Genomic DNA, 21,167 nt, shown 5'->3' on the forward strand with positions numbered 1-21,167 from the left:
GCGAGCCCGGCCGGCCAAGTGTTTGACCGATTTCGGCTCGCGGCCTCCGCGCGGCGCAGTCAGCCGCACGGCGAGGCTTCATTTCGAAAGCCACGCTTCCTATATAAGACGGCAAGCCGGAACCGCCAAGGTCGCCGCCTCCGGGCGACCGGCGTGCCCAGCGCCGGCACGGAATTCGCGGCATGCTCAACGACGTCTACAACAAGCGCATCATCGAACTGGCCGGCAATATTCCGCGGATCGGGCGGCTGGAGCATCCCGACGCCAGCGCCACCGCGCATTCCAAACTGTGCGGCTCGACCGTGACGATCGACCTCAAGATGGACGGCGACACCGTCACCGACTTCGCCCACATCGTCAAAGCCTGCGCGCTCGGCCAGGCCTCGTCGTCGATCATGGCGAGCCACGTGGTCGGCTCGACCGCCAGCGAACTCAAGGCGTTGCGCGAGACCGTGCGCAAGATGCTGAAAGAGAACGGCGCCCCGCCCGACGGCAAATGGGCCGACATCGCGATGCTCGAGCCGGTCCGCGACTACAAGGCCCGCCACGCCTCGACGCTGCTGACCTTCGACGCGGTGGTCGACGCGATCGGCCAGATCGAAGCGCAAAACGACGGCGCCAAGGCGACGGCCTAAGCCCGCCCTCTCCACAAGTCATTCCGGGGCGCGAGCTCAGCTCCCTCCGAGTCATTCCGGGGCACGCGCGCAGCGCCTGAACCCGGAATCTCGACGTTGTGAAAGACAACGCACAACAATCTCGGGATTCCGGGTTCGCTCGCTGTCGCGAGCGCCCCGGAATGACGACTGGATCGTCGGCGGGTTCAGTGTCCCGGCTGCGCCGCGGCGGTGCCGCCGGTCGGGAGCGCTTCGGCGGTCTTGGTGGCGGCTGCCGGCTGCGGGGTGAAGCGATCCTGCACCGGCTTCGGCTCGGCCGATGCCACGGTCTTGGCCGATGCACCGGCGAGGCCGGGCAACAGATCGGCGATCGCCTGGGTGGTGATGAGGTTGGTGTCACGCAGCTCCTGCCGCGACAGCTCGTGCAGGTCTTCCCACGGCGGCACGCTGAGGGCGAGCGACAGCAGATCGCCGGTGCCGCCCATCTCGAACGTAAACTTCGCCAATCGGCCGATGTCGCGCTCGACGATCGACATGTCCTGTGCGGTGTAGCTGGCGGCGCGGGCATCCTCGGCGCGGTCGCCCATCCAGATCTGGTGCACCCGGACATGGGCGCCTTCCGGCACATAGCGGGAATTGCCGGCGAGCAGCAGGAACACGCACATCGATTCGCAGTAGGCGCCGGGCTCGATCCGGGCGCGGCTGCCAAGCGGCGATGCGGACGGCACGCTGGTGCCGACCGTGGTGGCCAGCCCGAGCTTGCGCCAGCGTCGGCCGAGCGTGATGGCGTCGTTGACCGAGCCGCCGCTCGAATCCAGCACCACAGTGGCGCCGCCGAGCTTGCGATCGCGGGCGAAGTCCTCAAAATCCTTCGGAGTATCGGTGGTGACGATGCCGATGGCGCTGATCCAGCCGCCGCAATCCGGATCGCAGGCGACCCAGCCGAACTTCATCGGCTGCCGCCGCGCTTCGAGACTGGCGGCGCCGGCCGTGACAGGAATGCTGCTGTCGGCTGCGAACCCGAGTAGAACGATGCCGAGCGCTGCGACCAACCCCAGCGCCCCACCGTTCAGACAAGAAAGAACTGCGCGTCCCAACCTGGCTTCCTTCGCTCCGGCAGCAACTGCGTCACAAGTTCCAACGCGAATCTGTCACGTGTCTGTTACTTAACCGTTGTGAAAAAGCTAACTTTGATCAACCGCAAACACCACCGCGTTTTGCTGCGATGCGCTCAACAGCGCGCGAGTTTCGGGTGAGTGTTGCGCAAATGTCGGCGCCTCGCGGTTCCCCGCAACGGAACCGCGCAAACCGCCGCTCATCGAACCGGCATCTGCTCATGCAACTACCAAGTCGCGGAACTGATTGGATCGCAGCAGTGCTGCGGCTGCCGCGGAACATCGGGCGCGGACTGATCTGGCTGTATCGTCACACGCTGTCGCCGCTGGTCGGCTACAACTGCCGGCACTATCCGACCTGCTCGATGTACGGGGACGAAGCGATCAGCAGGTTCGGACTGTGGGCGGGTGGCTGGATGACGCTGGCGCGGCTGTTGCGCTGCCAGCCGTGGGGCACGTCCGGGATCGATCTGGTTCCGCAAGTCCTGCCGCCCGGCGCACATTGGTATCTGCCGTGGCGCTACGCCCGCTGGCGCGGCGTCAACGCGCCGCCGCCGGATGTTGCCGCGCCATGCGGCTGCAGCTCACATTCGCAGCTTACGCCGCACTGACACCGATACGGCCGAGACCCGGCAGTTTGACCGCCGGCCGGCGCAGGTCGAGGCCGATAACGGCGCCGAGCACGTTGAGTTCGAGGCCCTCGATCCAGCCGAGCGTCAGGCCGAGATAACCGCCGAGCGTCGCGCGCACGCCGGTGCCGGACGGCGTCATGGCAACCCAGCCGCCGTCCCACGGATAGTCCTTGCCGATGGCGGTCGGCGGCAGCGTGGTGCGCAGTTCCGGCACCGCCGCGATCACCGCGGCCACGAAGGTGTTGGAGTTCGGCCCCGGCCAGGCGCGATAGTCGCCGTACGCGGCGAGCTTATAGCCTTTCACCGCGGCCTCGATCTTCGGGATCATCGCCGCGGCGGCCTCGCCGTCGGCGGCAGCGATCAGCTGCGGCTCGTCGCCGAACCAGCGGCCGTCGGCGACGAAGCCGTTGACGCGGATCGGCGTGCCCCACGCGGTGTAGTCGTAGCGTGTGTAGCGCGATGCGTTCGCCGGCTTCACCACGATCCAGCTGTGCACGGCGAAGATGCCGCGCCAGCGCACCGTACGCGCGGCAAACACCCGCACCACCGCATCGGGATTCTGCGCCGCCGGCGGCAGCAGTCCGGCGCTGGACCGGTCGGCGCTCTGCCAATCGACGCTTCGATCACCCAGCCAATATTTTCCGGCCGACACGGCGATCGGCACGATCAGCAACAACAACAGGATCAGCACGAAACGTCTCACGTGGGGATGGTCGATGCGAATGAGGATGCCGAACAATATAGACGGCACCCCTGCCCTCGCCAGAACCGATCACGCGGACGTGCAGGAACGGCGCGTTGTTAGCAGCGCGGAATTCTCACCACACCGCGGCTGCGAGCGCTGCGATCAGCGCCGGCGGCGTCACCACGAGGCCGAGCTTGAGGAACCGCCAGGCGGTGACTTCGATCTGGTTCCGGCGCAGCACCACCAGCCACAGGATGGTGGCGAGCGAACCGGTGACCGAGAAGTTCGGCCCGAGGTCGACGCCGATCAGCAGCGCCGCGATGGTCTCGCGCGGCAGGTGATTGTCGGCCGCGACCGAGCCGGCAACGAGGCCGACCGGCAGGTTGTTGCCGATGTTGCAGGCGATCGCGGTGACGATGCCGGCCGCCCACGAGCCGAGCCGCGGCGCGTCCGCCACCACTTCGCGCAGCAGGCCGCCGAGCGCACCGATCACCCCGGTGCGGCTCAGCGCCTCGACCATCACGAACAGCCCTGCGACCAGCGGCACCACGCTCCACGACACGCCCTTCAGCACCGGAACCGGCGACTGCCGAGCGACCGCCAACACCACCGCCGTGGTGACGAGGCCGCACACGAAGGTCGGCAGGCCGAGCGCGACGTCGAGCGCCGAGGCGGTGAGCAGCACGATCGCGATCGCTCCGATGCCGACGGCCGCGAGCTTGCCGCCGCGCGACAGGTGCGGCGTCTCAACCCGCATCTCGATCCTCTGCGCGGCGAGCGAGCGGCGCAGCGCCAGACGCAGCACCAGATAGGTCGCGACGATCGCCGCCAGCGACGGCAGCGTGAATTGCTGCAGCCAGCCGCCGAGATGCGGCATGTGCTCGCCGAACACCACCAGGTTGGCCGGGTTGGAGATTGGCAGCACGAAGCTCGCCGCATTGGCGATGAAGGCGCATACGAACAGATACGGCAGTGGCGCAGCACCCGCCGCGCGCGTCGCCGCATACACCGCCGGCGTCAACACGATCGCGGTGGCGTCGTTCGAGAGCAGCGCCGTCACAAACACGCCGACGACATATACCAACAGGAACAGCCGCTGCGGCGAACCGTGCGCGTGCTGGACCGCGAACGCCGCGAGATAATCGAACAGCCCCTCGCGCTGAGCCAGTTCGGCGATCAGCATCATGCCGATCAGAAACAGATACACGTCGATGCCGTTGCGCACGCCGGCGAGCGCGTCCTGCCACGACAGTAAACCGAGCAGCACCAGCGCCACTGCACCCGCGACCGCCCATACCGCTTCGGGCCAACGCAGCGGCCGAATGATCACCCCTGCGGTGGCGAGGGCGACGATACTCCAGGTCAGAACAGGATCGTGGGAGAGCATGAAACTTGGCATTGCGAAGTGGAACATCAAGCTGAATGAAGCGGAACTAACCGATAAGCGATGATGCTGCGATTGTCTCTATCGGTACGGTTGCAGTCCCTGCAGGCAGCGCGCGACAATATAGTCCTTGTATGACGGGGGCGGATGCTATACGGTTTGGTTATTCGATTAGCCGCTGTGCCTTTCTGAATGCGCCCGCGGGCTCCTTCCCAAAGTCATCGATTAGTTGAAACGTCACGTGCCACGTTGGCGCGGACGATGTGCTTTGGAGAATGGAAATGACGACTGGTACCGTAAAGTGGTTCAACGGCCAAAAGGGTTTTGGCTTCATCGCGCCGAACGACGGCGGCAACGACGTGTTCGTGCATATCAGCGCGGTTGAACGCGCCGGGCTGTCCGGCCTCGCCGAAGGCCAGCAGGTCTCGTTCGAGGTGAAGGTTGACAGAATGCGCGGCAAGAGCAGCGCGGAAAATCTCGCGCTGGCTTGATCCGGCGTCTCCGTTTCACGGATGTACTGAAACGGCAGATGGGCCCGTTCGATCCCTGCGATCGAGCGGGTTTTGCCGCGCGTGCCGAAGGAGACGGATATGACTGACAAGAAGACCACCACTCCCTCCCCGACCAGCATCGAACGGGCACGCCGCAAGGCGCTCGAACAGCAGGAAGGTGCGCAGCGGATGGCGGAGGTCGCGCGTGAAGGCGTCGCGCTTCGCAAGAACATGGAGCGACTGCGCGCGCTGCGGCTCGCCCGCGAGGCCGAACAGGCCGCTGCGGCGGCTTCGGCAGATCCATCGGCGGCCACGCCGAAGAAGCGGGCGCGCAAGACGTCCGTAAGCTGACGCATGCGGAGTGCTGCTTGCGCGGTCCCGGCTGGAGACGACGATGGCGACCGCCGACGATTTCAAGCTGATCCGCGATATTCAGACCAACGGCGGCCGCCGCCAGGTGTTCGGCGCGCGTGAGCAGAAGCCGTTCGAAAATCTGGTCGAACTCGGCTGGCTGAAGCGCTCCTCGGTCGATCCCCGATCGACGCACTATCAGATCACCGAGCGCGGCACCGCCGCTGCACTCAGAAGCTGACGCAGCTCGGCCGCACCGAGATCATCACCGCCTGCTGCTTGAAGCGCTGCTTATAGGCGTCGGCGATGGCGCTCAGCGCCGCGCGCTTGGCCGGATCGTCGGCGAACACCAGCGTCACCAGCTTGGCCTTTTCCCGAACGATGTGGCCGCCCTCGCTGTCGCGCCACTGCCCGACGCCATCCACCACCGTCAGCCCATCCGGAAACCGCGGCGTTATTTCTTCCGCGGTGAAGCGCCTGAACTCGGCATCGCTGACGCCGAGCCGATCGCCGATATTGCGGCCGAATGCCAGTTCGGCATTCAGCATCGGCTGCGATGGCGGCAGACACGCCGCCGTCGGCAGAGTCGCACAACCGCCGAGCGACGCCGCTGCAAGGCAGGCGATCAGCAGCCGTGTCAGGACCGGCTTCGGCATCTTTTCTCAACCTCGTCGCAGCGTCTTCAGATAAGCGCATAGCATATCGGCAACCGCGTCCGCATACGCGGTGATCTCGGCCGCCGTGCGCGGGCGGCTGGAGAAGTCCTTGCCGAGCGCGGCGATCGTGCGACTGATCAGCTCCGCCGCACGCAGGCGCGCGGCCTCGGAGCTGTTCGGCGCCGCCTCGTGCAGAAACGCCGCCATGGTGCCGTCCATTGCCTTGCGGGCCGCACGGGCTTCAGGCGCGTCGCGATACAAAGGCGCAGCATCATCGAGCGCGCCGCGCACTTCGGCTTCGTCGCATTCCGATCGGATGAAGGCGTGCACCAGCCGGCGCAGCCGCTGCGGCGGCGGATCGCGGCGATCCTCGAGGATGTCGCGCAGCATCTCCGAGGTCTGCCGCCACTCGTCGCTCTGCAGCCGGAACAGGATCGCGGCCTTGTTGGGGAAGTACTGATACAGCGAGCCGACACTGACGCCGGCTTTGTCGGCGACCCGCGCGGTGGTGAAGCGCTGCGCGCCCTCCTTCGCCAAAACCTGAACAGCCGCCTCCAGGATGGCCGCGACCAGCTCGGTCGAGCGCGCCTGCTGGGGCTGTTTTCGCGTGGAAATAGAGCCACTTCGGCGTTCGGCCATCGGCGTCTCGGGGAATGCGATTAGCGAATGCGAATATTTATTCGTATTTCTGAGGACGCGCAACATCGCGCTGATCACTCCCTTTGGAGTTCGCCATGACCACCCTCACCACCTCACCGCTGGCCCCGCTGCTGACACGATTGTTCGACGAAGCCGAGGCCACACAGCCGCAGCTCGACCAGCTTGCACCCGACACGATGCGGCTGATGCGTAGCAAGACCGATTACGCGACGCTGTACGGCCGGCTGAAAGACTACGCCCTCGCGGTGTCGCCCGAGACTGGCGTGCTGCTCTACATGCTGGCGCGAGGGTGCCGCGCCCGGAGCATCGTCGAGTTCGGCACCTCGTTCGGCATTTCGACGCTGCATCTGGCCGCAGCGCTGCGCGACAATGGCGGCGGCCGGCTGATCACCACCGAGTTCGAGCACGCCAAGCTGGTCCGCGCCGAGGCCAATCTCGAAGCCGGCGATCTCGCCGATCTGGTCGAATTCCGCGAAGGCGATGCGCTGCAGACGCTCAGCAAGGATCTGCCCGACCGCATCGATCTCGTGCTGCTCGACGGCGCCAAGGCGCTGTATGCGGATATTCTCGACCTGCTCGAAAGCCGGCTTGCGCCCGGCGCGCTGATCGTCGCCGACAACGCCGATCACTGCCCGGACTATCTGGCTCGGGTGCGCGATCCAGCGAACGGTTATCTGTCAGTGCCGTTCGCCGCCGATGTCGAGCTGTCGATGCGGCTCGGCTGATACTTCCGACGGGGCGCGCGCCCCGCGGTCCGCCGCCAGCATCGCCGGCCGTAAGCGTTCGACGTCAATCAACGCACGTCCCGATCCATCGCGGTCGGCGTGCGCTGATGACGCCGCCGATCGCGGACCAGCCTGGAGACTCCCATGGCCGTCCGTTCGATCGATGCCTCGCCTGCCCCCGCCCTGTCGCTGCGCCGCCGGCTGGCGCTACACACCTGCCTCGTCTTCACCGCGATCGCGGTGCTGATCCCGCCGCACGCCTCACCGTCCCACGCGCCGGTGCTGATCGGAACGCGGCTGCTATTGGGCGTGATCAACTATGTGAGACGTCGGAGCGCGGCGCGATGCGGCTGCGCCGCGCTCAAGCGTTGCGGTCGCGGGTCGCGGCCACCACCATGCACAGCGCCAGACCCAGCACCGCGGTGGAGACGTAGCCGTTGACATGCAGCAGCCCGGCGGCGAACAGCGTGCCGCCGATCGCCGAGCCGATCGCCTGACCAACATACAGCACCGACGTGTTCAGCGACACCGTTGCGCCGGCGAGCGTCGGATCGGCCGTGACCAAGCGCACCTGCTGCATCGAGTTCGAGGCCGCAAAGCCCAGCCCCCACACCGCCACCGCAACTGCCATCACGGCGAAATGCCCGGCCCCGAAGGTCCAGCCGAGAATGCCGGCCAACATCAGCGAGGTGAACAGCGCCGAGGTGCGGTACGCGCCCCAGCCATCGACGATGCGGCTGGCGATGACGTTGCCGACGAAGCCGCAGACGCCGTAGATCGCAAACACCAGCGCGATCTCGCGCGGCCCGGCACCGGTCAAGCCGGTGAGCAAGGGTCCGAAGAAAGTGAACACCACGAACTGACCGGAGGTCTGCAGTGACGACACCCCGAGCAGCGTCAGGATGCGGCGGTTGCGCCCCACCGCGGCCCAGGTGCGCAGGCTCACCGGCGCCGCAGTCAGGCCGCCCGGCAGCCGCAGCCACAACAGGACGAAACTGATCAGCCCGATGCCGCCGACGGTGAGATAGGCGCCGCGCCAGCCGGCATGATCGGCCGCGAAGGTGACCAGCGGCACGCCGAGCGCCACCGCAAGCGACCAGCCGAGAAACACATACGCCATGGTGCCGCCGCGGCTTTCCGGCGGCACGATCAGCGCCACCGCGCCGGCGGCCTGCGGCGTGTAGAGCGCGCCGACCGACAGCATCGCCAGCCGCAGCACCAGCAGCACCGCATAGTTCGGCGCAAAGGCGGAGGCGAGATTGCCGAGCGCCAGCACCGCCAGCGTCGTGGTCAGCAGCAGCCGGCGATCGATCCGGCTGGTCAGCCAGGCGGTGAGCGGCGAGCCGATGCACAGCACGATCGCCCCGAAGGTGATCAGCAGCCCGGCGTCGCGGATCGTCACCCCGAGCCCGGCCGCCAGATCCGGCAACATGCCGGCAGGCGCCAGAACCGAGGTTCCGGTGACGAAATTGCCGAGCATCAGGGCGGTGGGGGCGAACGAGCGGGACACTCCGGAAGGCTAGCAGGGTTTCCATGCAAGTGCATTAAAATTCTGCCAGACCGGCATGCGCCGCGACACCAGCAGGACGAAATGCGCGCCGCCGCGGGGTCCGGGTTCCTTGAATCGTCCGATTCCCCTGCTATACAGCCCCTTTCCGCTTACCTGCGCTCGTACGCAGGAGTGAGCCAGAGGAGCCTTCCGATGACCGAAAAGACTTCGGGCGACAAGCCTTCCGCGTCCACCTCCGGCTTCCAATACACGCTCTCCAACCTCAAGCCGGTAGCCCCCATGGACCAGATCACCATCACCTTCCCCGACGGCAAGACCCGCGAATATCCCCGCGGCACCACCGGGCTCGACATCGCCAAGGGCATTTCGCCCTCACTCGCCAAGCGCACTGTCGTGATGGCGCTGAACGGCACGCTGACCGATCTCGCCGATCCGATCGAAGACAATGCCCAGATCGACTTCGTCGCCCGTGACGATGCGCGCGCGCTGGAATTGATCCGGCACGATTGCGCCCACGTGCTCGCCGAAGCGGTGCAGAGCCTGTGGCCGGGCACCCAGGTGACCATCGGCCCGACCATCGAAAACGGCTTCTACTACGACTTCTTCCGCAACGAGCCATTCACCCCGGAAGACTTCGCGGCGATCGAGAAGAAGATGCGCGAGATCATCGCGCGCGACAAACCGTTCACCAAGGAAGTCTGGACCCGCGACGAAGCCAAGAAGGTGTTCGCCGACAACGGCGAGGCGTTCAAGGTCGAGCTGGTCGACGCCATTCCGGAAGACCAGACCATCAAGATCTACAAGCAGGGCGAGTGGTTCGATCTGTGCCGCGGCCCGCACATGACCTCGACCGGCAAGATCGGCACCGCCTTCAAGCTGATGAAGGTGGCCGGCGCGTATTGGCGCGGCGACAGCAACAACCCGATGCTGACCCGCATCTACGGCACCGCCTGGGCCAAGCAGGAGGACCTCGACGCCTACCTGCATCAGATCGAGGAAGCCGAGAAGCGCGACCACCGCAAGCTCGGCCGTGAACTCGACCTGTTCCACTTCCAGGAAGAAGGTCCGGGTGTGGTGTTCTGGCACGCCAAGGGCTGGAGCCTGTTCCAGTCGCTGGTCGGCTATATGCGCCGCCGCCTCGCCGGCGACTACGACGAGGTCAACGCACCGCAGATCCTCGACAAGGTGCTGTGGGAGACCTCGGGCCACTGGGAGTGGTATCGCGAGAACATGTTCGCCGCGCAGTCGGCCGGCGATGACGCCGAGGACAAACGCTGGTTTGCGCTGAAGCCGATGAACTGTCCCGGCCACGTGCAGATCTTCAAGCACGGCCTGAAGAGCTACCGCGATCTGCCGCTGCGGCTCGCCGAGTTCGGCGTGGTGCATCGCTACGAGCCGTCGGGCGCCATGCACGGCCTGATGCGGGTGCGCGGCTTCACCCAGGACGACGCGCACGTGTTCTGCACCGAGGCGCAGCTCGCCGAGGAATGCATCAAGATCAACGACCTGATCCTGTCGACCTACTCCGACTTCGGTTTCGAGGGCGAACTGACGGTGAAGCTGTCGACCCGACCTGAGAAGCGCGTCGGCACCGACGAGATGTGGGATCACGCCGAGCGCGTGATGGCCACGGTGCTGTCCGAGATCAAGGCCAAGGGTGGCAACCGCATCAAGACCGAGATCAACCCCGGCGAAGGCGCGTTCTACGGGCCGAAGTTCGAATATGTGCTGCGCGACGCGATCGGCCGCGACTGGCAGTGCGGCACCACGCAGGTCGACTTCAACCTGCCGGAGCGGTTCGGCGCGTTCTACATCGACGCCGACGGCGCCAAGAAGGCCCCGGTAATGGTGCATCGCGCGATCTGCGGCTCGATGGAGCGCTTCACCGGCATTCTGATCGAGCACTACGCCGGTAACTTCCCGCTGTGGCTGGCGCCGGTGCAGGTCGTCGTCACCACGATCACGTCGGAAGGCGACGACTACGCCAAGAAGGTGCTGGCGGCGCTGCGCAAGGCTGGCCTGCGCGCCGACATCGATCTGCGCAACGAGAAGATCAACTTCAAGGTGCGCGAGCATTCGCTCGCCAAGGTCCCTGCCCTGCTGGTGGTCGGCAAAAAGGAAGCCGAGAGCCACTCGGTTTCCGTCCGCCGCCTCGGCAGCGAAGGCCAGAAGGTGATGCCCACCGACGAGGCCATCGCCTCGCTGGTGGACGAGGCGACCCCGCCGGACGTCAAGCGGATGCGGGGGACGGCTTAACAGCCGTCGGCTAGCGGCGAGTATCGTGCTTGAAAAGCCAGATACTCGTCGGTGCGCTGATGGAAGGAGCTAAGCTCTATTCTGTTGCAGAGTTCAGCAAAGATCTCGACACGATTTCTTCAACGTGATGCCCGGGCTGGTCCCGGGCATTTTCGTTTTTGGCGGGGCGTGCAGCAATGACGTAGATGGCAGGTACTAACCCGGCGCTGACGAATAGGTAGGCGAACCGCGATTGACTAAGCGGCCGCCCGCCTTACCAAGATTTGCGCATGCGCGCTTACGCGCTGCGGTCGACACCGGGGGATTGGGTGGTGCCCTTCTGCATGGCGGCGATTGCGGCGTCGAGTTCGGCGCGGCTGTACTGGCGTTCGCTGCCGGCGCGCGGCGTCCATTCGCTTTGCGACTTGGCGGTGTCGGCGATCTCGACCTTGCCGCCGAGCAGCTTGGCGTAGGTCTCGGCCCGCCACTGCGCCAGCGCCGGCCCTGTCAGCGACGGCTCGTCGATGCCGTCCACGGATGCCGCGGTGGAATTACTCATCTTGACGAGGCCGCTGTTGTAGAGCGTCGCCACCACCTCGTTGCCGACCTTGACGGTGGCATAGACGTCATTGGGTTCGTTGTCGGAGGCGCCGGTCGGTGCGACATCCTGCTGCTGCAGCCAGACGCGCGCAATCTCGTCGACTTCGGGGGACGTCACTTTGCGCACCGCTTCGGGATGCGCCTTCATCAAGTCCGCGAAGCTGTACACGTCGCCTTCGAACGCGAGCCCGTTCTTGTCGGTGGACTTCTCCGAATCCGCCTTGGTGACGTGCATGTACGGTGTCAGCCCAAGGCCTTGGCGGTCGGTGATATTCATAATGCGCCCCACTCCAAATTCGTCCGAGTGGTGGGATTGCAAACTTCGCGCCACAAAGAAGCCTTGCCGATCAATGCGATCGCGAACCGCGGCGGCCGCATAGACGGCGACAATTGCCGAATGCCGGCAAGCTTTTCCTATGCCGAAGGTCGATTCCGCGGCTGATGCATTTGGTATGGTTCTGATCGAACCCTGCGCCGACATGCGGTAGATTGCCGGCCGACGCGCGCGCCTTGCGGATCACGCCTGCGGGCGGCGCTGGACCTGATGGAGAATGGCCATTTCCGACCCTATCGAATTCTTCAAGACCCGCCGCTCGGTGAAGCCGCGCGAGATGACCGGGCCCGGTCCGACGCCGGACGAGCTGGAGACCATCCTGACGATCGGCGCGCGGGTGCCGGACCACGGCAAGATCGCGCCGTGGCGGTTCATCGTGTTCGAAGGCGACGCGCGCGCCCGCGCCGGCGAGGTGATCGGCGCGGTGTTCGCCCGCAAACATCCTGAAGCGACCGCCGAGCAGATCGCCGCCGAGAAGGGCCGGCTGTCCGAAGCGCCGCTGGTGATTGCGGTGGTGTCGTCACCCAAGCCGCATCCCAAGGTGCCGGTGTGGGAGCAGGAATTGTCGGCCGGCGCGAGCTGCATGAACATCGTCTCGGCCGCGACCGCGCTCGGCTACGGCGCCAACTGGCTGACCGGCTGGATCGCGTTCGATCCCGAAGTGCTGAGCGGCCTCGGCCTGCGCGGCGACGAGAAGCTCGCCGGCTTCATCCACATCGGCACGCGGCCGAAGGAGATCGAAGACCGGCCACGGCCGGAGCTGAACGCGATCGTGACGCGGTTCTAAGCGCACCCCGGCTGCGGCCGCTGGCAGCGCACCGCAGCCACCCGCGCGCTAGGCGCGGCTGACTGGAAACACCCGGCCTTCGAACACCGTGCCCCAGATCGGCACGTCCTTGAGCTGCTCCGGCGGCACGGCGTAGGGGTCCTGCTCGAGCACGGTGAAGTTGGCGATCTTGCCCGGCGCGATGCTGCCGAGCTGGTCCTCATGGCGCCAAGAATACGCCGCCTCGATCGTGATCGCGCGTAGCGCCGCATCGACCGAGACCCGCTGCTCGGGACCGGCGACACGCCCGGACGGCGTCAGCCGGTTGACGCCGCACCACGCCAGATACAACGGCGCACTCGGCGCCATCGGCAGGTCCGAGTGGTAGGACAGCGGCACGCCCTGATCGAGCACCGACTTGGCCCGCACCATCGCGTCCGCCCGCTCCGGCCCCAACCCCACCGCGCTGTATTTATCCGCAAAGCCGGTCGTGTAGTACGGATTGGCGCTGACCAGCGCACCGAGCCGCTTGATCCGCGCGACCTGATCCTCGGTCGAGTTGGCGAAATGCACGATCACGCTGCGATGATCGGCGCGCGGATGCTCGGCGTTCAGCTTCTCCAGAATGTCGAGCAGCTTCTCCAGCCCGAGATCGCCGTTGACGTGGGTGTGGATCTGGTAGCCGGCATTCCAGAACAGCCGGGCACGGCGCTCCAGCTCGTCCGGCGGAATGATCCACTCGCCCTGGTGGCCGTCGAGATAACCGTCCTTCATCTGCATCAGCTGCGAGATGATAGCGCCGTCGGCGAACAGCTTGATCTGGCCGGGGAAGAACATCAGTTTGCGGCCGGGCGCCTCCGGCGCCACCGCGATCTGCGCTTCCACCGCATCGAGCGCGCCGTCGAGCCCGACCCGGTCGACGATGCCGCGGCCGTCGGCGATGAAGGTCGAATACATCGGCGTCTCGGGCGCGCCGAGGATTTGCTCGTACAGCTTCCACATATCCGGCGTGTACAGCGCGCCCGGCTCCATATAGGCGGTGACGCCGTTAGCGTGCAGATAGCTCACCATCTGCTTCAGCCCGAAGGCCAGCCGCTCAGGCGTTGCCAGCACCTTGAGCATCGGCGTCATCATCAGGTTGAGGCCGCCCTCCCAGAAATGCCCCTCGCGCCAGTTCGACTGCTCGCTCGCCTGCCCCTGGTTCTGCGTCATCGCCTCGGTGATGCCGAGCGCCGCCAGCGCCGGGGTGTTCAGATAGAATTCGTGGCAGGAGCGATGCCACACCGCAATCGGCCGGGTCGGGTTGATGGCGTCGAGCGCGGCGCGGTCGAGCTTACCGTGCCACAGCGCGTGATAGCCCCAGGTCAGCAGCCAGGCATCGGGCTTGTCGAGCTTGGCATCGGCTGCCTTCAGCCGCGCCTGGTAAGCGTCGGCGCTGCCGGCGGCCTTGTGGGTGCCGCCCGGCAGTACCCAATCCTCCGGCGCGATCACCTCGACCGCCAGCGTCAGCGCGCCGAGCACCGGATGCAGATGCTGATCGATCAGCCCCGGCATCACGATCTTGCTTGCAAAGGTCTCGTCCACCGTGAACGGCCGACTGCCGAGCGCCGCCTTGACCTCGTCGAGCGAGCCGGCCGCGACGATCCGCTTGCCGGCCACAGCAACCGCGGTCGCCTCCGGCGCGCCGCGCTCCATCGTGATGAACTTCCTGGCGGTAAAGATCGTCACCGGCGGCGCCGCCCCGACCGCCTGATCACCACCGAGCCCGCTCGCCAGCCGCGCGTTAATACCACCATCGGCCTTTGCCGACTTGGATACCACCGCTTCGGCTACAAACGGAACGCCTGCGCTGAGCGCGACAGCGCCTTTCAGCACCTTGCGTCGCGACGGCAGCGACAGTGAGCGAAACGCAAACTGGAATGCAGGATTGCAGGCAATGCACATCGCGCGTGCTCCAGGACCGACATTGTTAGTTGTCCTGCGAACAGCTTAGCACGTGAGTCGCGAACTCAGCGCCCCGGACCTTGGTCGCGCCTGGTCACGCCGCCTGTGAGGCTTGGCGCCCGAACCGCATCAACAACCCGCAAATCTCCGAGGCCGGCCGCGCCGCGCTAAACAGGAATCCCTGCACCTCATGGCAGCCTTCGGCGCGGAGCACATCGAGCTGTTCGACGCTCTCGACGCCTTCGGCCAGCGTGGTGATGTCGAGACTGCGGCCGAGCCCGGCGATCGCCCGCACGATCGCAAGGCAGTCCGGTCGCTGCGTCAGATCCTTCACGAACGAGCGGTCGATCTTGATCTTGTCGAACGGGAAGCTGCGTAAGTAGCTCAGCGAGGAATAGCCGGTGCCGAAATCGTCCATCGAGATCCGCACGCCCAAGCTGCGGAGCTGATGCAGCGTGGCGAGATTGGCTTCGCTGTCGGCGAGAAACAGCGACTCGGTGATTTCGAGTTCGAGTCGGTGCGGCACCAGGCTCGACTGTGCCAGCGCCGAGATCACCACCTGTACCAGGTTGCGGCTGCGGAATTGCACCGGGGACAGATTGACCGCGACTTTGACGTCGGACGGCCAGGACGAAGCCTCGAGGCACGCCTGCCGCAGCACCCATTCGCCGAGCCCGACGATCAGGCCGATGTCCTCGGCCACCGGGATGAAGTCGGACGGCGAAATCATGCCGCGCTCGGGGTGGCGCCAGCGCAGCAGCGTTTCGAAGCCGCCGATGCGGTCCTCGGCGAGATCGATCAGCGGCTGATAGTGCAGCTCGAATTCGCCGCGCGCGAACGCCTGCCGCAGGTCGAGCTCCATGTCGCGGCGGATCTGCGCCTGCCGGTCCATCTCCTTCTCAAAGAAATGGTGGCAGCCGCCGCCCGCCGCTTTGGCGCGGTACAACGCCATGTCGGCGTTGCGCGACAGCGCTTCACACTCGTCGCCGTCGGACGGCGCCAGTGCGATGCCGATCGAGGCGCCGATCACCACTTCGAGCCCGTCCATGTCGTAAGGCGCGCTCAGGATCTCGATCAGCCGCGCCGCGAAGCTGCTGGCCTCGTTCGGGGTCGCCAGCGAGGTCAGCACGATCGCGAATTCGTCGCCGCCGAGCCGCGCCACCAGATCGCCGTCGCCGATCTGCTGCCGCAGCCGCTCGGCGACGCATTGCAGCAGCCGGTCGCCCATCGGATGGCCGAACGAGTCGTTGACGTTCTTGAACAGGTCGAGGTCGACGCACATCACCGCCACCATGGTGCCGCTGCCGCGAGCCTGGGCCAGCGCCTGCTCCAGCCGCTGCTGATACAGCGCGCGGTTGGGCAGATTGGTGAGCCCGTCGTGATGCGCCATATGGGCGATCTTGGCCTCGGCCTTGCGGCGCTCGGTGATGTCGACCACCGCGACCAGGAAGCCGTCGCGGCCGTCGAACACGACGCGGCGGCCGAAGGTCAGTACGTGGATCTCGGAGCCGTCAGCTTTGACGTGCCGCCAGTTTCCTTCGGACTGATAGCTGTCGCGCATCTCCAGCAGCGTCTGGCCGTGCGCGATCCACTCTTCGCGCGGCCAGATCTCGCGCAGCGACATCCGCACAAACCGCTCGCGCGGATAGCCGTAATGCGCCACCGCGGCGTCGTTGACGCTGAGAAACTCGAAGGTCTGGGCGTCGAACACCCACATCGGCATCGGATTGCCGTCGAACAGCAGGCGGAACGACTCCTCGCGCTTCTTCAGCGAGGTGACGTCGGAGATGGTGACGGAAACGACGTCGCCGAACGCGGTAGCGCTGAGGCTGAGATTGCGGTCGCCGCTGTCGACCGCGAAGGTGATGCTGGCGTCGGAGTCGACCAGCTCGATCAGGCGATTGGCGACCTCGGCGCGGCACAGCAAATGATGCCCGACCGACAGCCGGCTCCAGCGCAGCTCGGACACCGAGTGCCGCAGCAGCTGCGAGGCGCCCTGGTTGACGTGGACAATCTGGAAATCGAACGGCCGGCGATCGGGGCCGCGGATCGCAGTCAGCGCGACAATGCCGTCGTCGGTCGAGGAGAAGATCGCGTCGAGCAGATTGTAGCGCTGCGCCTCTTCGTTGACGTAGACGCCGACCAGCGTACCGCCCCAGCGCGAGGCGGTCGGCAGCGCCAGCAGCGTGTAGCGCTGGACAATCCCGTCGCGGACGCAATGCGCGGTGCCGAGATGCGGACGCTTGTTCTGCAGTGCGCCCGAGGCAGCCTGCGCCAGCGCGGTGCCGCAGTCCGGCGACAGCGCGTCGAGCGGAATGTCCCAGCGCTCGTCGCCGAGCCACTGCTGCGCATACCGGCCGGTGCGCGACACCTCCGGCGTTTCGCCGTCGATCTCCAGCAGCACCAGATGATCGGCAAGCCGCCCCAGGCTCCCCAGCATTACCTCTTCGTAGCTCGGCAGCGACTGTCCCGGCTGAATCGCCGCGTACCACTTGCGCTGCAGCACGGTTAAGTCGGCAGCAAGCTGACTGGTCGAATTTTCGGAAACTTGTGTGACGGCAGCCGACACGAGAAGCGCCCCGCGGATGACAACTGCGGTGCAGTCGAGCTACTCCCGATTAAGACGATGTAAACGTAGCGCTCTGCAGCGCACAAACCACTGAATATGAAGGTTTTAAGTCGCCCGATGGTTACTTCGCGTTCACCATTGTGACAGCGCGCGCACGGCCACCGCGAGCTACAGAATCCATCGCCTTACGCGTGCATCCGGCGCGCGATGTCAGCGCGCCAGCACTTCGACTTCGCCGTCGACGCCGTTGACGACGTTAAAGCCGCGCTCGAACACTTTGCCTTCGTTCTTGGCGATGGCGCGGTACTCGCCTTCGGACAGCACCACGCGCGGGAAAGCGCCGATCGACTCCTTGATGACGTCGCCGCCCGGCGTCAGGACCGACCAGGAGGTATTGGCCAGCGCCTCGCCGCCCTTCTCGCTGACCAGCTTCAAGGTGATCACCGCAGCGCGATGCGTGATGGTGACATCGGTGAGCTTGCCGGCCTGGACGCGGATGTCGGAGCGCACCACCGAGTTGGCATCGCCGTAATTGGAGACGATGTAATAGGTGCCTTCCGGCACCAGCGCGACGTCACCGGCCGCAACGCTCGGTAGCAGCGGCGCGCGCTGCGCGTTGTCGAACTGGCTGCCCTTGTAGATCGTGAACGAGATCTGGTTGGAGGGAATTCGCGAACTGCCGACCTTGCCTTCGATGCGCAGGCCGCCGGCGGGCAACACGAAGTTCTCGCGCTCGGCGTCGGACTTCACGGTCACCGGCCGCACCGCGCTGACCAGACCCAGCGCCACGTGCACCACGTAGTTGCCGGGCGGCAGCGGAATGTTCGGCGTCGCGCCGTGGTCCTCGCGGATCAGTTTGATCGCGCCGCCTTCGTCCGGCTTGTCGGAGTACACCCGCCACACCAGGCCGCTGTTGATCACCGGCTGGTCTTTGCCGTAGCGCGCGGCCAGCGCCAGCATGCCCTGCGGTGGAGCCGGCGCAGCAGCCGGCGGCAATGGCGACATCGTCGGCGGCGTCACCGCGGCGACGGGCGGCTGGGTCAGTGCGCCGGGCAGATTCGGGGCAGCTGCAGGACCGGACTGCGGCGCCAGACTGATCGCTCCGCCGGCCGGCGGCTCCGGCACCGACGCGGGCGGCACTGGCGGCGGCCGATCGCTGAACAATTGCGCAGCAGCGGGCTGGGTGAGCGCAAGCGCACATACCGCAACCAGCGCCCACCGAGCCGCCCCCCGCGGCCGGCTCCCGACGATGTTACCCCTGAAAATCATCGCGATGGTTTTCACTGAAAACGCGGCAAATTCAAGCCGGTGCCACACCGGGCGAAAACGGCCGAAAACCCAACGGTATGGGCGTGTTGTTCGTGATTGCGTCACGATTTTCCCCTAGTCCCGGCCGCCCAAGGCATTAATCATGCATTTGAAGCGATGTGGCACGATCTGAAAACGCGAGTCGAGACCGGGCCGGCACATCTGCTGTGGCTGACGAGTTGAGGAGACCACCGTGCTGGAGAATCTGATCGGACGCGGGCAGGCAAACCCGCCGGCAGCGGACAAGGTCGGCCTCGATACCATTCGCCGGCCGATCATCGGGTTGGCGCTCGGCGGCGGCGCGGCGCGCGGCTTTGCCCATATCGGCATCCTGCGGACGCTGCTGTCGCACGGCATCATGCCCGACGTCGTGGTCGGCACCTCGATCGGTGCGGTGGTGGGCGGCGCCTATGTGTCCGGTCATCTCGACACCCTCGAAGAGTGGGCGCGACGACTGCAGCCCCGCAACATCTTCGGCTATCTGGATATTCGACTCAATGGCTCCGGCCTGATCGGCGGCAGCAAGCTCGCCGCGCAGCTCGACGCCACGCTCGGGCCGATCCTGATCCAGGATCTCACCCAGAAGTTCGCCAGCGTCGCCACCGAGGTGGCGACCGGTCACGAGATCTGGCTGACCCATGGACGCATCGTCGACGCCGTCCGCGCCTCCTACGCCCTGCCCGGCATCTTTTCACCGGTGCTGATCGGCGATCGCTGGCTGGTCGACGGCGCGCTGGTCAATCCGGTGCCGGTGTCAGCCGCGCGGGCGCTCGGCGCCGAGATCGTGATCGCCGCCAACGTCTCCAGCGACGTGTTCGGCCACGGCACCACGATCTTCTCCCACGGCAGCGCCGCCGCAGCGGTTGTGGAACCCGAAACCGAGGAACCTCCGGCACAGAGACGCGGCTTCACGCGATTCTTCTCGCCTGAGCGCTTCGTCAAACAGGAGCTGTTCGGCAGCCCGGAGCGCCCCGGCATCTCCAAGGTGATGACCGACGCCTTCAACATCATGCAGGACCGCATCACCCGGGCGCGGCTCGCCGGCGATCCCCCCGACCTGCTGATTTCGCCGCGGGTGGGCCGGATCGGCTGGTTCGACTTCCACCGCGCCGACGAGATCATCGCTCACGGCGCCCGCGCCGCCGAGCGGGCCATCGATTCGATCCGCGAGGCGATCGAAGAGGTCGCACCGCAGCCCAAGGCGACGGTGCCGGTCGAAACCTGAGCAAGCTCGGGTTCGACCATCAGTCGAGATTGCGGGACGTCTCCGCCAAGGGCGGCCCGCGACGAACGCGCGTCAGGTGCAGCACGATCGTGCCCAGCGGCAGGGCCAGCGCGATCCAACTTAGGCAGAGCCAAATCCCGCCCTCACCGATCAGCGCCGCCAGCAATCCGAACACAGTCGAGAGCGCCGACACGATCGGCCACAGCCATTGCCGTCGCAGCGCACTCATGATGCGAGGCCTTCGGCTTCCACAGCACTCCTGCGGCGCGGGCGCTTCGTCCACCACAGATAAAGGCCGCTGATCAGAACGACGATGGTCGCGATGTCGAGCAGCGCCCAGATAATTTTCAGCGGCAGCCCGCCATAGTCACCGAAATGCAGCGGCTGCGACATGAACAGCGCGGTCGCGTACCACGGCATGTCGCGCACCGAGACCACCTGCCCGGTCGACGCATCGGCGAGCGCCGGCTTGAGGATGCGGCTGGTGATCGGCGTATTGCCGGTGAGAAAGATCGCGACGTGCGACGGGGTGGCGAACGGCGTCCCCGGAAACGCCACCGTCATCACGTTCATCCCCGGCACCGCGGCACGGACATGGCGCAGAACGGTATCGGTCGACGCATGTTGTCCCTCGATCTCGGCCGGCTTCGCCTGCGCCGCCATCTCGACAAGCTGGTTGGCCTGCCAGGCGAGTTCGATCGGCGCTGCCAGCGTGTTGATGACGCCGGTGAAGCTGACGACACCGAACCAGGCCAGCGTCACGATGCCGAGCAAGTTGTGCAGGTCGAGCCAGGTGCGCCGGCGGCTGCCGTCGGTCCGCACCACGCCGAACGCAAGGCGGCGCGTGAATGGACCGTACAGCACCACGCCGGACACGATCGCAACGACTAGCAACAGCCCCATGAATCCAAGAAACAGCGTGCCCGGCACGCCGCCGAACAGGTCGAGATGCAGCCGCGTCATCACATACAAAAAGCCCTCATTGGGCTGCGGGATCTCGATCTGCTGCCCGGTGCGGGTGTCGAACACTTGATAGTGAAATGAAGCCGGATCGGCCTTCATCGAGGCTGCGGTCGGCACCTTCAGGATCGGATGCTCCCGATCGTAGAAAAGATACGGCACCACCTCGCCCGGCCGCGCCGCGAGCGCGCGCGCGATCATCGAGTCCACCGATGCACTGCCCGGCGACGCGGTCGTCACCGCGAGCTGCAGGTCAGGACCAAGCTCGTCCTTGAAGATCAGCGGCAGCCCGGTGAGGCAAAGCAGCAGTGCGAACACCGTGCAGACAAGGCTGCTCCAGCGATGCACCCACACCCACAGTCGAACGGCACGCCGCGTCATCGGCGGCGTGCCCTTTTCAGGT

The 21,167-nt window shown here is 66.2% G+C and carries 21 protein-coding genes; 9 read left to right on the forward strand and 12 right to left on the reverse strand.

The window, feature by feature from the left end; translation table 11 throughout:
• The first annotated feature begins 182 nt into the window (after positions 1–182).
• Complete coding sequence (locus tag VRZ08_RS14035; protein ID WP_012496819.1) at positions 183–635, forward strand: iron-sulfur cluster assembly scaffold protein; 453 nt, start codon at positions 183–185, stop codon at positions 633–635.
• Positions 636–820: 185 nt separating this feature from the next.
• Here VRZ08_RS14035 and VRZ08_RS14040 read toward each other — a convergent pair whose 3' ends face one another.
• A complete protein-coding gene (locus VRZ08_RS14040; RefSeq protein WP_264052766.1) occupies positions 821–1,711 on the reverse strand; it encodes a hypothetical protein in 891 nt (296 codons plus the stop codon).
• Between the two features lie 239 nt (positions 1,712–1,950).
• Between VRZ08_RS14040 and yidD the strand changes: the two genes are divergently transcribed.
• Positions 1,951–2,340, forward strand: coding sequence for a membrane protein insertion efficiency factor YidD (gene yidD, locus VRZ08_RS14045; protein ID WP_414532923.1), 390 nt, complete (start codon positions 1,951–1,953; stop codon positions 2,338–2,340).
• Here yidD and VRZ08_RS14050 read toward each other — a convergent pair.
• Both VRZ08_RS14050 and VRZ08_RS14055 read right to left on the reverse strand, forming a co-directional pair.
• Positions 2,327–3,064, reverse strand: coding sequence for a DUF3750 domain-containing protein (locus VRZ08_RS14050; protein WP_414532924.1), 738 nt, complete (start codon positions 3,062–3,064; stop codon positions 2,327–2,329). The genes yidD and VRZ08_RS14050 overlap by 14 nt on opposite strands.
• Before the next feature lie 115 nt (positions 3,065–3,179).
• Positions 3,180–4,433, reverse strand: coding sequence for an arsenic transporter (locus VRZ08_RS14055; RefSeq protein ID WP_414532925.1), 1,254 nt, complete (start codon positions 4,431–4,433; stop codon positions 3,180–3,182).
• 278 nt (positions 4,434–4,711) lie between these two features.
• On the opposite strand from VRZ08_RS14055, the gene VRZ08_RS14060 reads away from it, so the two are divergent.
• From VRZ08_RS14060 to VRZ08_RS14070, 3 genes are all read left to right on the forward strand, one after another.
• Positions 4,712–4,921, forward strand: coding sequence for a cold-shock protein (locus tag VRZ08_RS14060; protein ID WP_107346662.1), 210 nt, complete (start codon positions 4,712–4,714; stop codon positions 4,919–4,921).
• A gap of 99 nt (positions 4,922–5,020) precedes the next feature.
• Complete coding sequence (locus VRZ08_RS14065) at positions 5,021–5,272, forward strand: transcriptional regulator (protein WP_107346663.1); 252 nt, start codon at positions 5,021–5,023, stop codon at positions 5,270–5,272.
• Between the two features lie 43 nt (positions 5,273–5,315).
• Positions 5,316–5,513 carry a TenA/THI-4 family protein gene (locus VRZ08_RS14070; protein ID WP_107345193.1) on the forward strand — a complete coding sequence of 66 codons (198 nt, stop codon included), beginning with the start codon at positions 5,316–5,318 and terminating at the stop codon, positions 5,511–5,513.
• Here the strand turns inward: VRZ08_RS14070 and VRZ08_RS14075 are convergent.
• Positions 5,503–5,928, reverse strand: coding sequence for a DUF3574 domain-containing protein (locus VRZ08_RS14075; RefSeq protein ID WP_414532926.1), 426 nt, complete (start codon positions 5,926–5,928; stop codon positions 5,503–5,505). The genes VRZ08_RS14070 and VRZ08_RS14075 overlap by 11 nt on opposite strands.
• A gap of 6 nt (positions 5,929–5,934) precedes the next feature.
• Entirely contained in the window at positions 5,935–6,567 is a 633-nt protein-coding gene (locus VRZ08_RS14080; protein WP_414532927.1) for a TetR family transcriptional regulator, read from the reverse strand.
• Between the two features lie 95 nt (positions 6,568–6,662).
• Between VRZ08_RS14080 and VRZ08_RS14085 the strand changes: the two genes are divergently transcribed.
• A complete protein-coding gene (locus tag VRZ08_RS14085; protein WP_414532928.1) occupies positions 6,663–7,313 on the forward strand; it encodes an O-methyltransferase in 651 nt (216 codons plus the stop codon).
• Positions 7,314–7,674: 361 nt separating this feature from the next.
• Here the strand turns inward: VRZ08_RS14085 and VRZ08_RS14090 are convergent, their stop codons facing one another.
• A complete protein-coding gene (locus VRZ08_RS14090; protein WP_414532970.1) occupies positions 7,675–8,793 on the reverse strand; it encodes an MFS transporter in 1,119 nt (372 codons plus the stop codon).
• 222 nt (positions 8,794–9,015) lie between these two features.
• Between VRZ08_RS14090 and thrS the strand changes: the two genes are divergently transcribed.
• Positions 9,016–11,079 (forward strand): threonine--tRNA ligase, encoded by a 2,064-nt coding sequence (gene thrS, locus VRZ08_RS14095; RefSeq protein WP_414532929.1) that lies wholly within the window; start codon positions 9,016–9,018, stop codon positions 11,077–11,079.
• Between the two features lie 277 nt (positions 11,080–11,356).
• Here the strand turns inward: thrS and VRZ08_RS14100 are convergent, their stop codons facing one another.
• Positions 11,357–11,935 carry a hypothetical protein gene (locus VRZ08_RS14100; RefSeq protein ID WP_164636950.1) on the reverse strand — a complete coding sequence of 193 codons (579 nt, stop codon included), beginning with the start codon at positions 11,933–11,935 and terminating at the stop codon, positions 11,357–11,359.
• A gap of 280 nt (positions 11,936–12,215) precedes the next feature.
• Between VRZ08_RS14100 and VRZ08_RS14105 the strand changes: the two genes are divergently transcribed.
• On the forward strand, positions 12,216–12,779 hold the full coding sequence (locus VRZ08_RS14105) for a nitroreductase (RefSeq protein ID WP_199851839.1): 564 nt from the start codon (positions 12,216–12,218) through the stop codon (positions 12,777–12,779).
• A 48-nt stretch (positions 12,780–12,827) separates the two neighbouring features.
• On the opposite strand, the gene VRZ08_RS14110 is transcribed toward VRZ08_RS14105, so the two are convergent.
• The 3 genes from VRZ08_RS14110 to VRZ08_RS14120 form a co-directional block, all read right to left on the reverse strand.
• The gene (locus tag VRZ08_RS14110) at positions 12,828–14,702 is read right to left on the reverse strand and encodes an amidohydrolase (protein ID WP_414532930.1); all 1,875 of its coding nucleotides are present in this window, start codon (positions 14,700–14,702) and stop codon (positions 12,828–12,830) included.
• 94 nt (positions 14,703–14,796) lie between these two features.
• Complete coding sequence (locus VRZ08_RS14115) at positions 14,797–17,271, reverse strand: putative bifunctional diguanylate cyclase/phosphodiesterase (protein WP_414532931.1); 2,475 nt, start codon at positions 17,269–17,271, stop codon at positions 14,797–14,799.
• Between the two features lie 210 nt (positions 17,272–17,481).
• On the reverse strand, positions 17,482–18,540 hold the full coding sequence (locus VRZ08_RS14120; protein ID WP_164636957.1) for a hypothetical protein: 1,059 nt from the start codon (positions 18,538–18,540) through the stop codon (positions 17,482–17,484).
• A 232-nt stretch (positions 18,541–18,772) separates the two neighbouring features.
• Here VRZ08_RS14120 and VRZ08_RS14125 point away from each other — a divergent pair, with 232 nt between their 5' ends.
• Positions 18,773–19,804 carry a patatin-like phospholipase family protein gene (locus VRZ08_RS14125; RefSeq protein WP_414532932.1) on the forward strand — a complete coding sequence of 344 codons (1,032 nt, stop codon included), beginning with the start codon at positions 18,773–18,775 and terminating at the stop codon, positions 19,802–19,804.
• A gap of 19 nt (positions 19,805–19,823) precedes the next feature.
• On the opposite strand, the gene VRZ08_RS14130 is transcribed toward VRZ08_RS14125, so the two are convergent.
• Both VRZ08_RS14130 and VRZ08_RS14135 read right to left on the reverse strand, forming a co-directional pair.
• The gene (locus VRZ08_RS14130) at positions 19,824–20,033 is read right to left on the reverse strand and encodes a hypothetical protein (protein WP_414532933.1); all 210 of its coding nucleotides are present in this window, start codon (positions 20,031–20,033) and stop codon (positions 19,824–19,826) included.
• On the reverse strand, positions 20,030–21,145 hold the full coding sequence (locus VRZ08_RS14135; RefSeq protein WP_414532934.1) for a PepSY-associated TM helix domain-containing protein: 1,116 nt from the start codon (positions 21,143–21,145) through the stop codon (positions 20,030–20,032). Before VRZ08_RS14135 ends, VRZ08_RS14130 begins: the two co-directional genes overlap by 4 nt.
• Between the last annotated feature and the right edge of the window lie 22 nt (positions 21,146–21,167).

It is taken from the genome of Rhodopseudomonas sp. G2_2311 (assembly GCF_047501505.1).
Classification (GTDB): domain Bacteria; phylum Pseudomonadota; class Alphaproteobacteria; order Rhizobiales; family Xanthobacteraceae; genus Rhodopseudomonas; species Rhodopseudomonas palustris_H.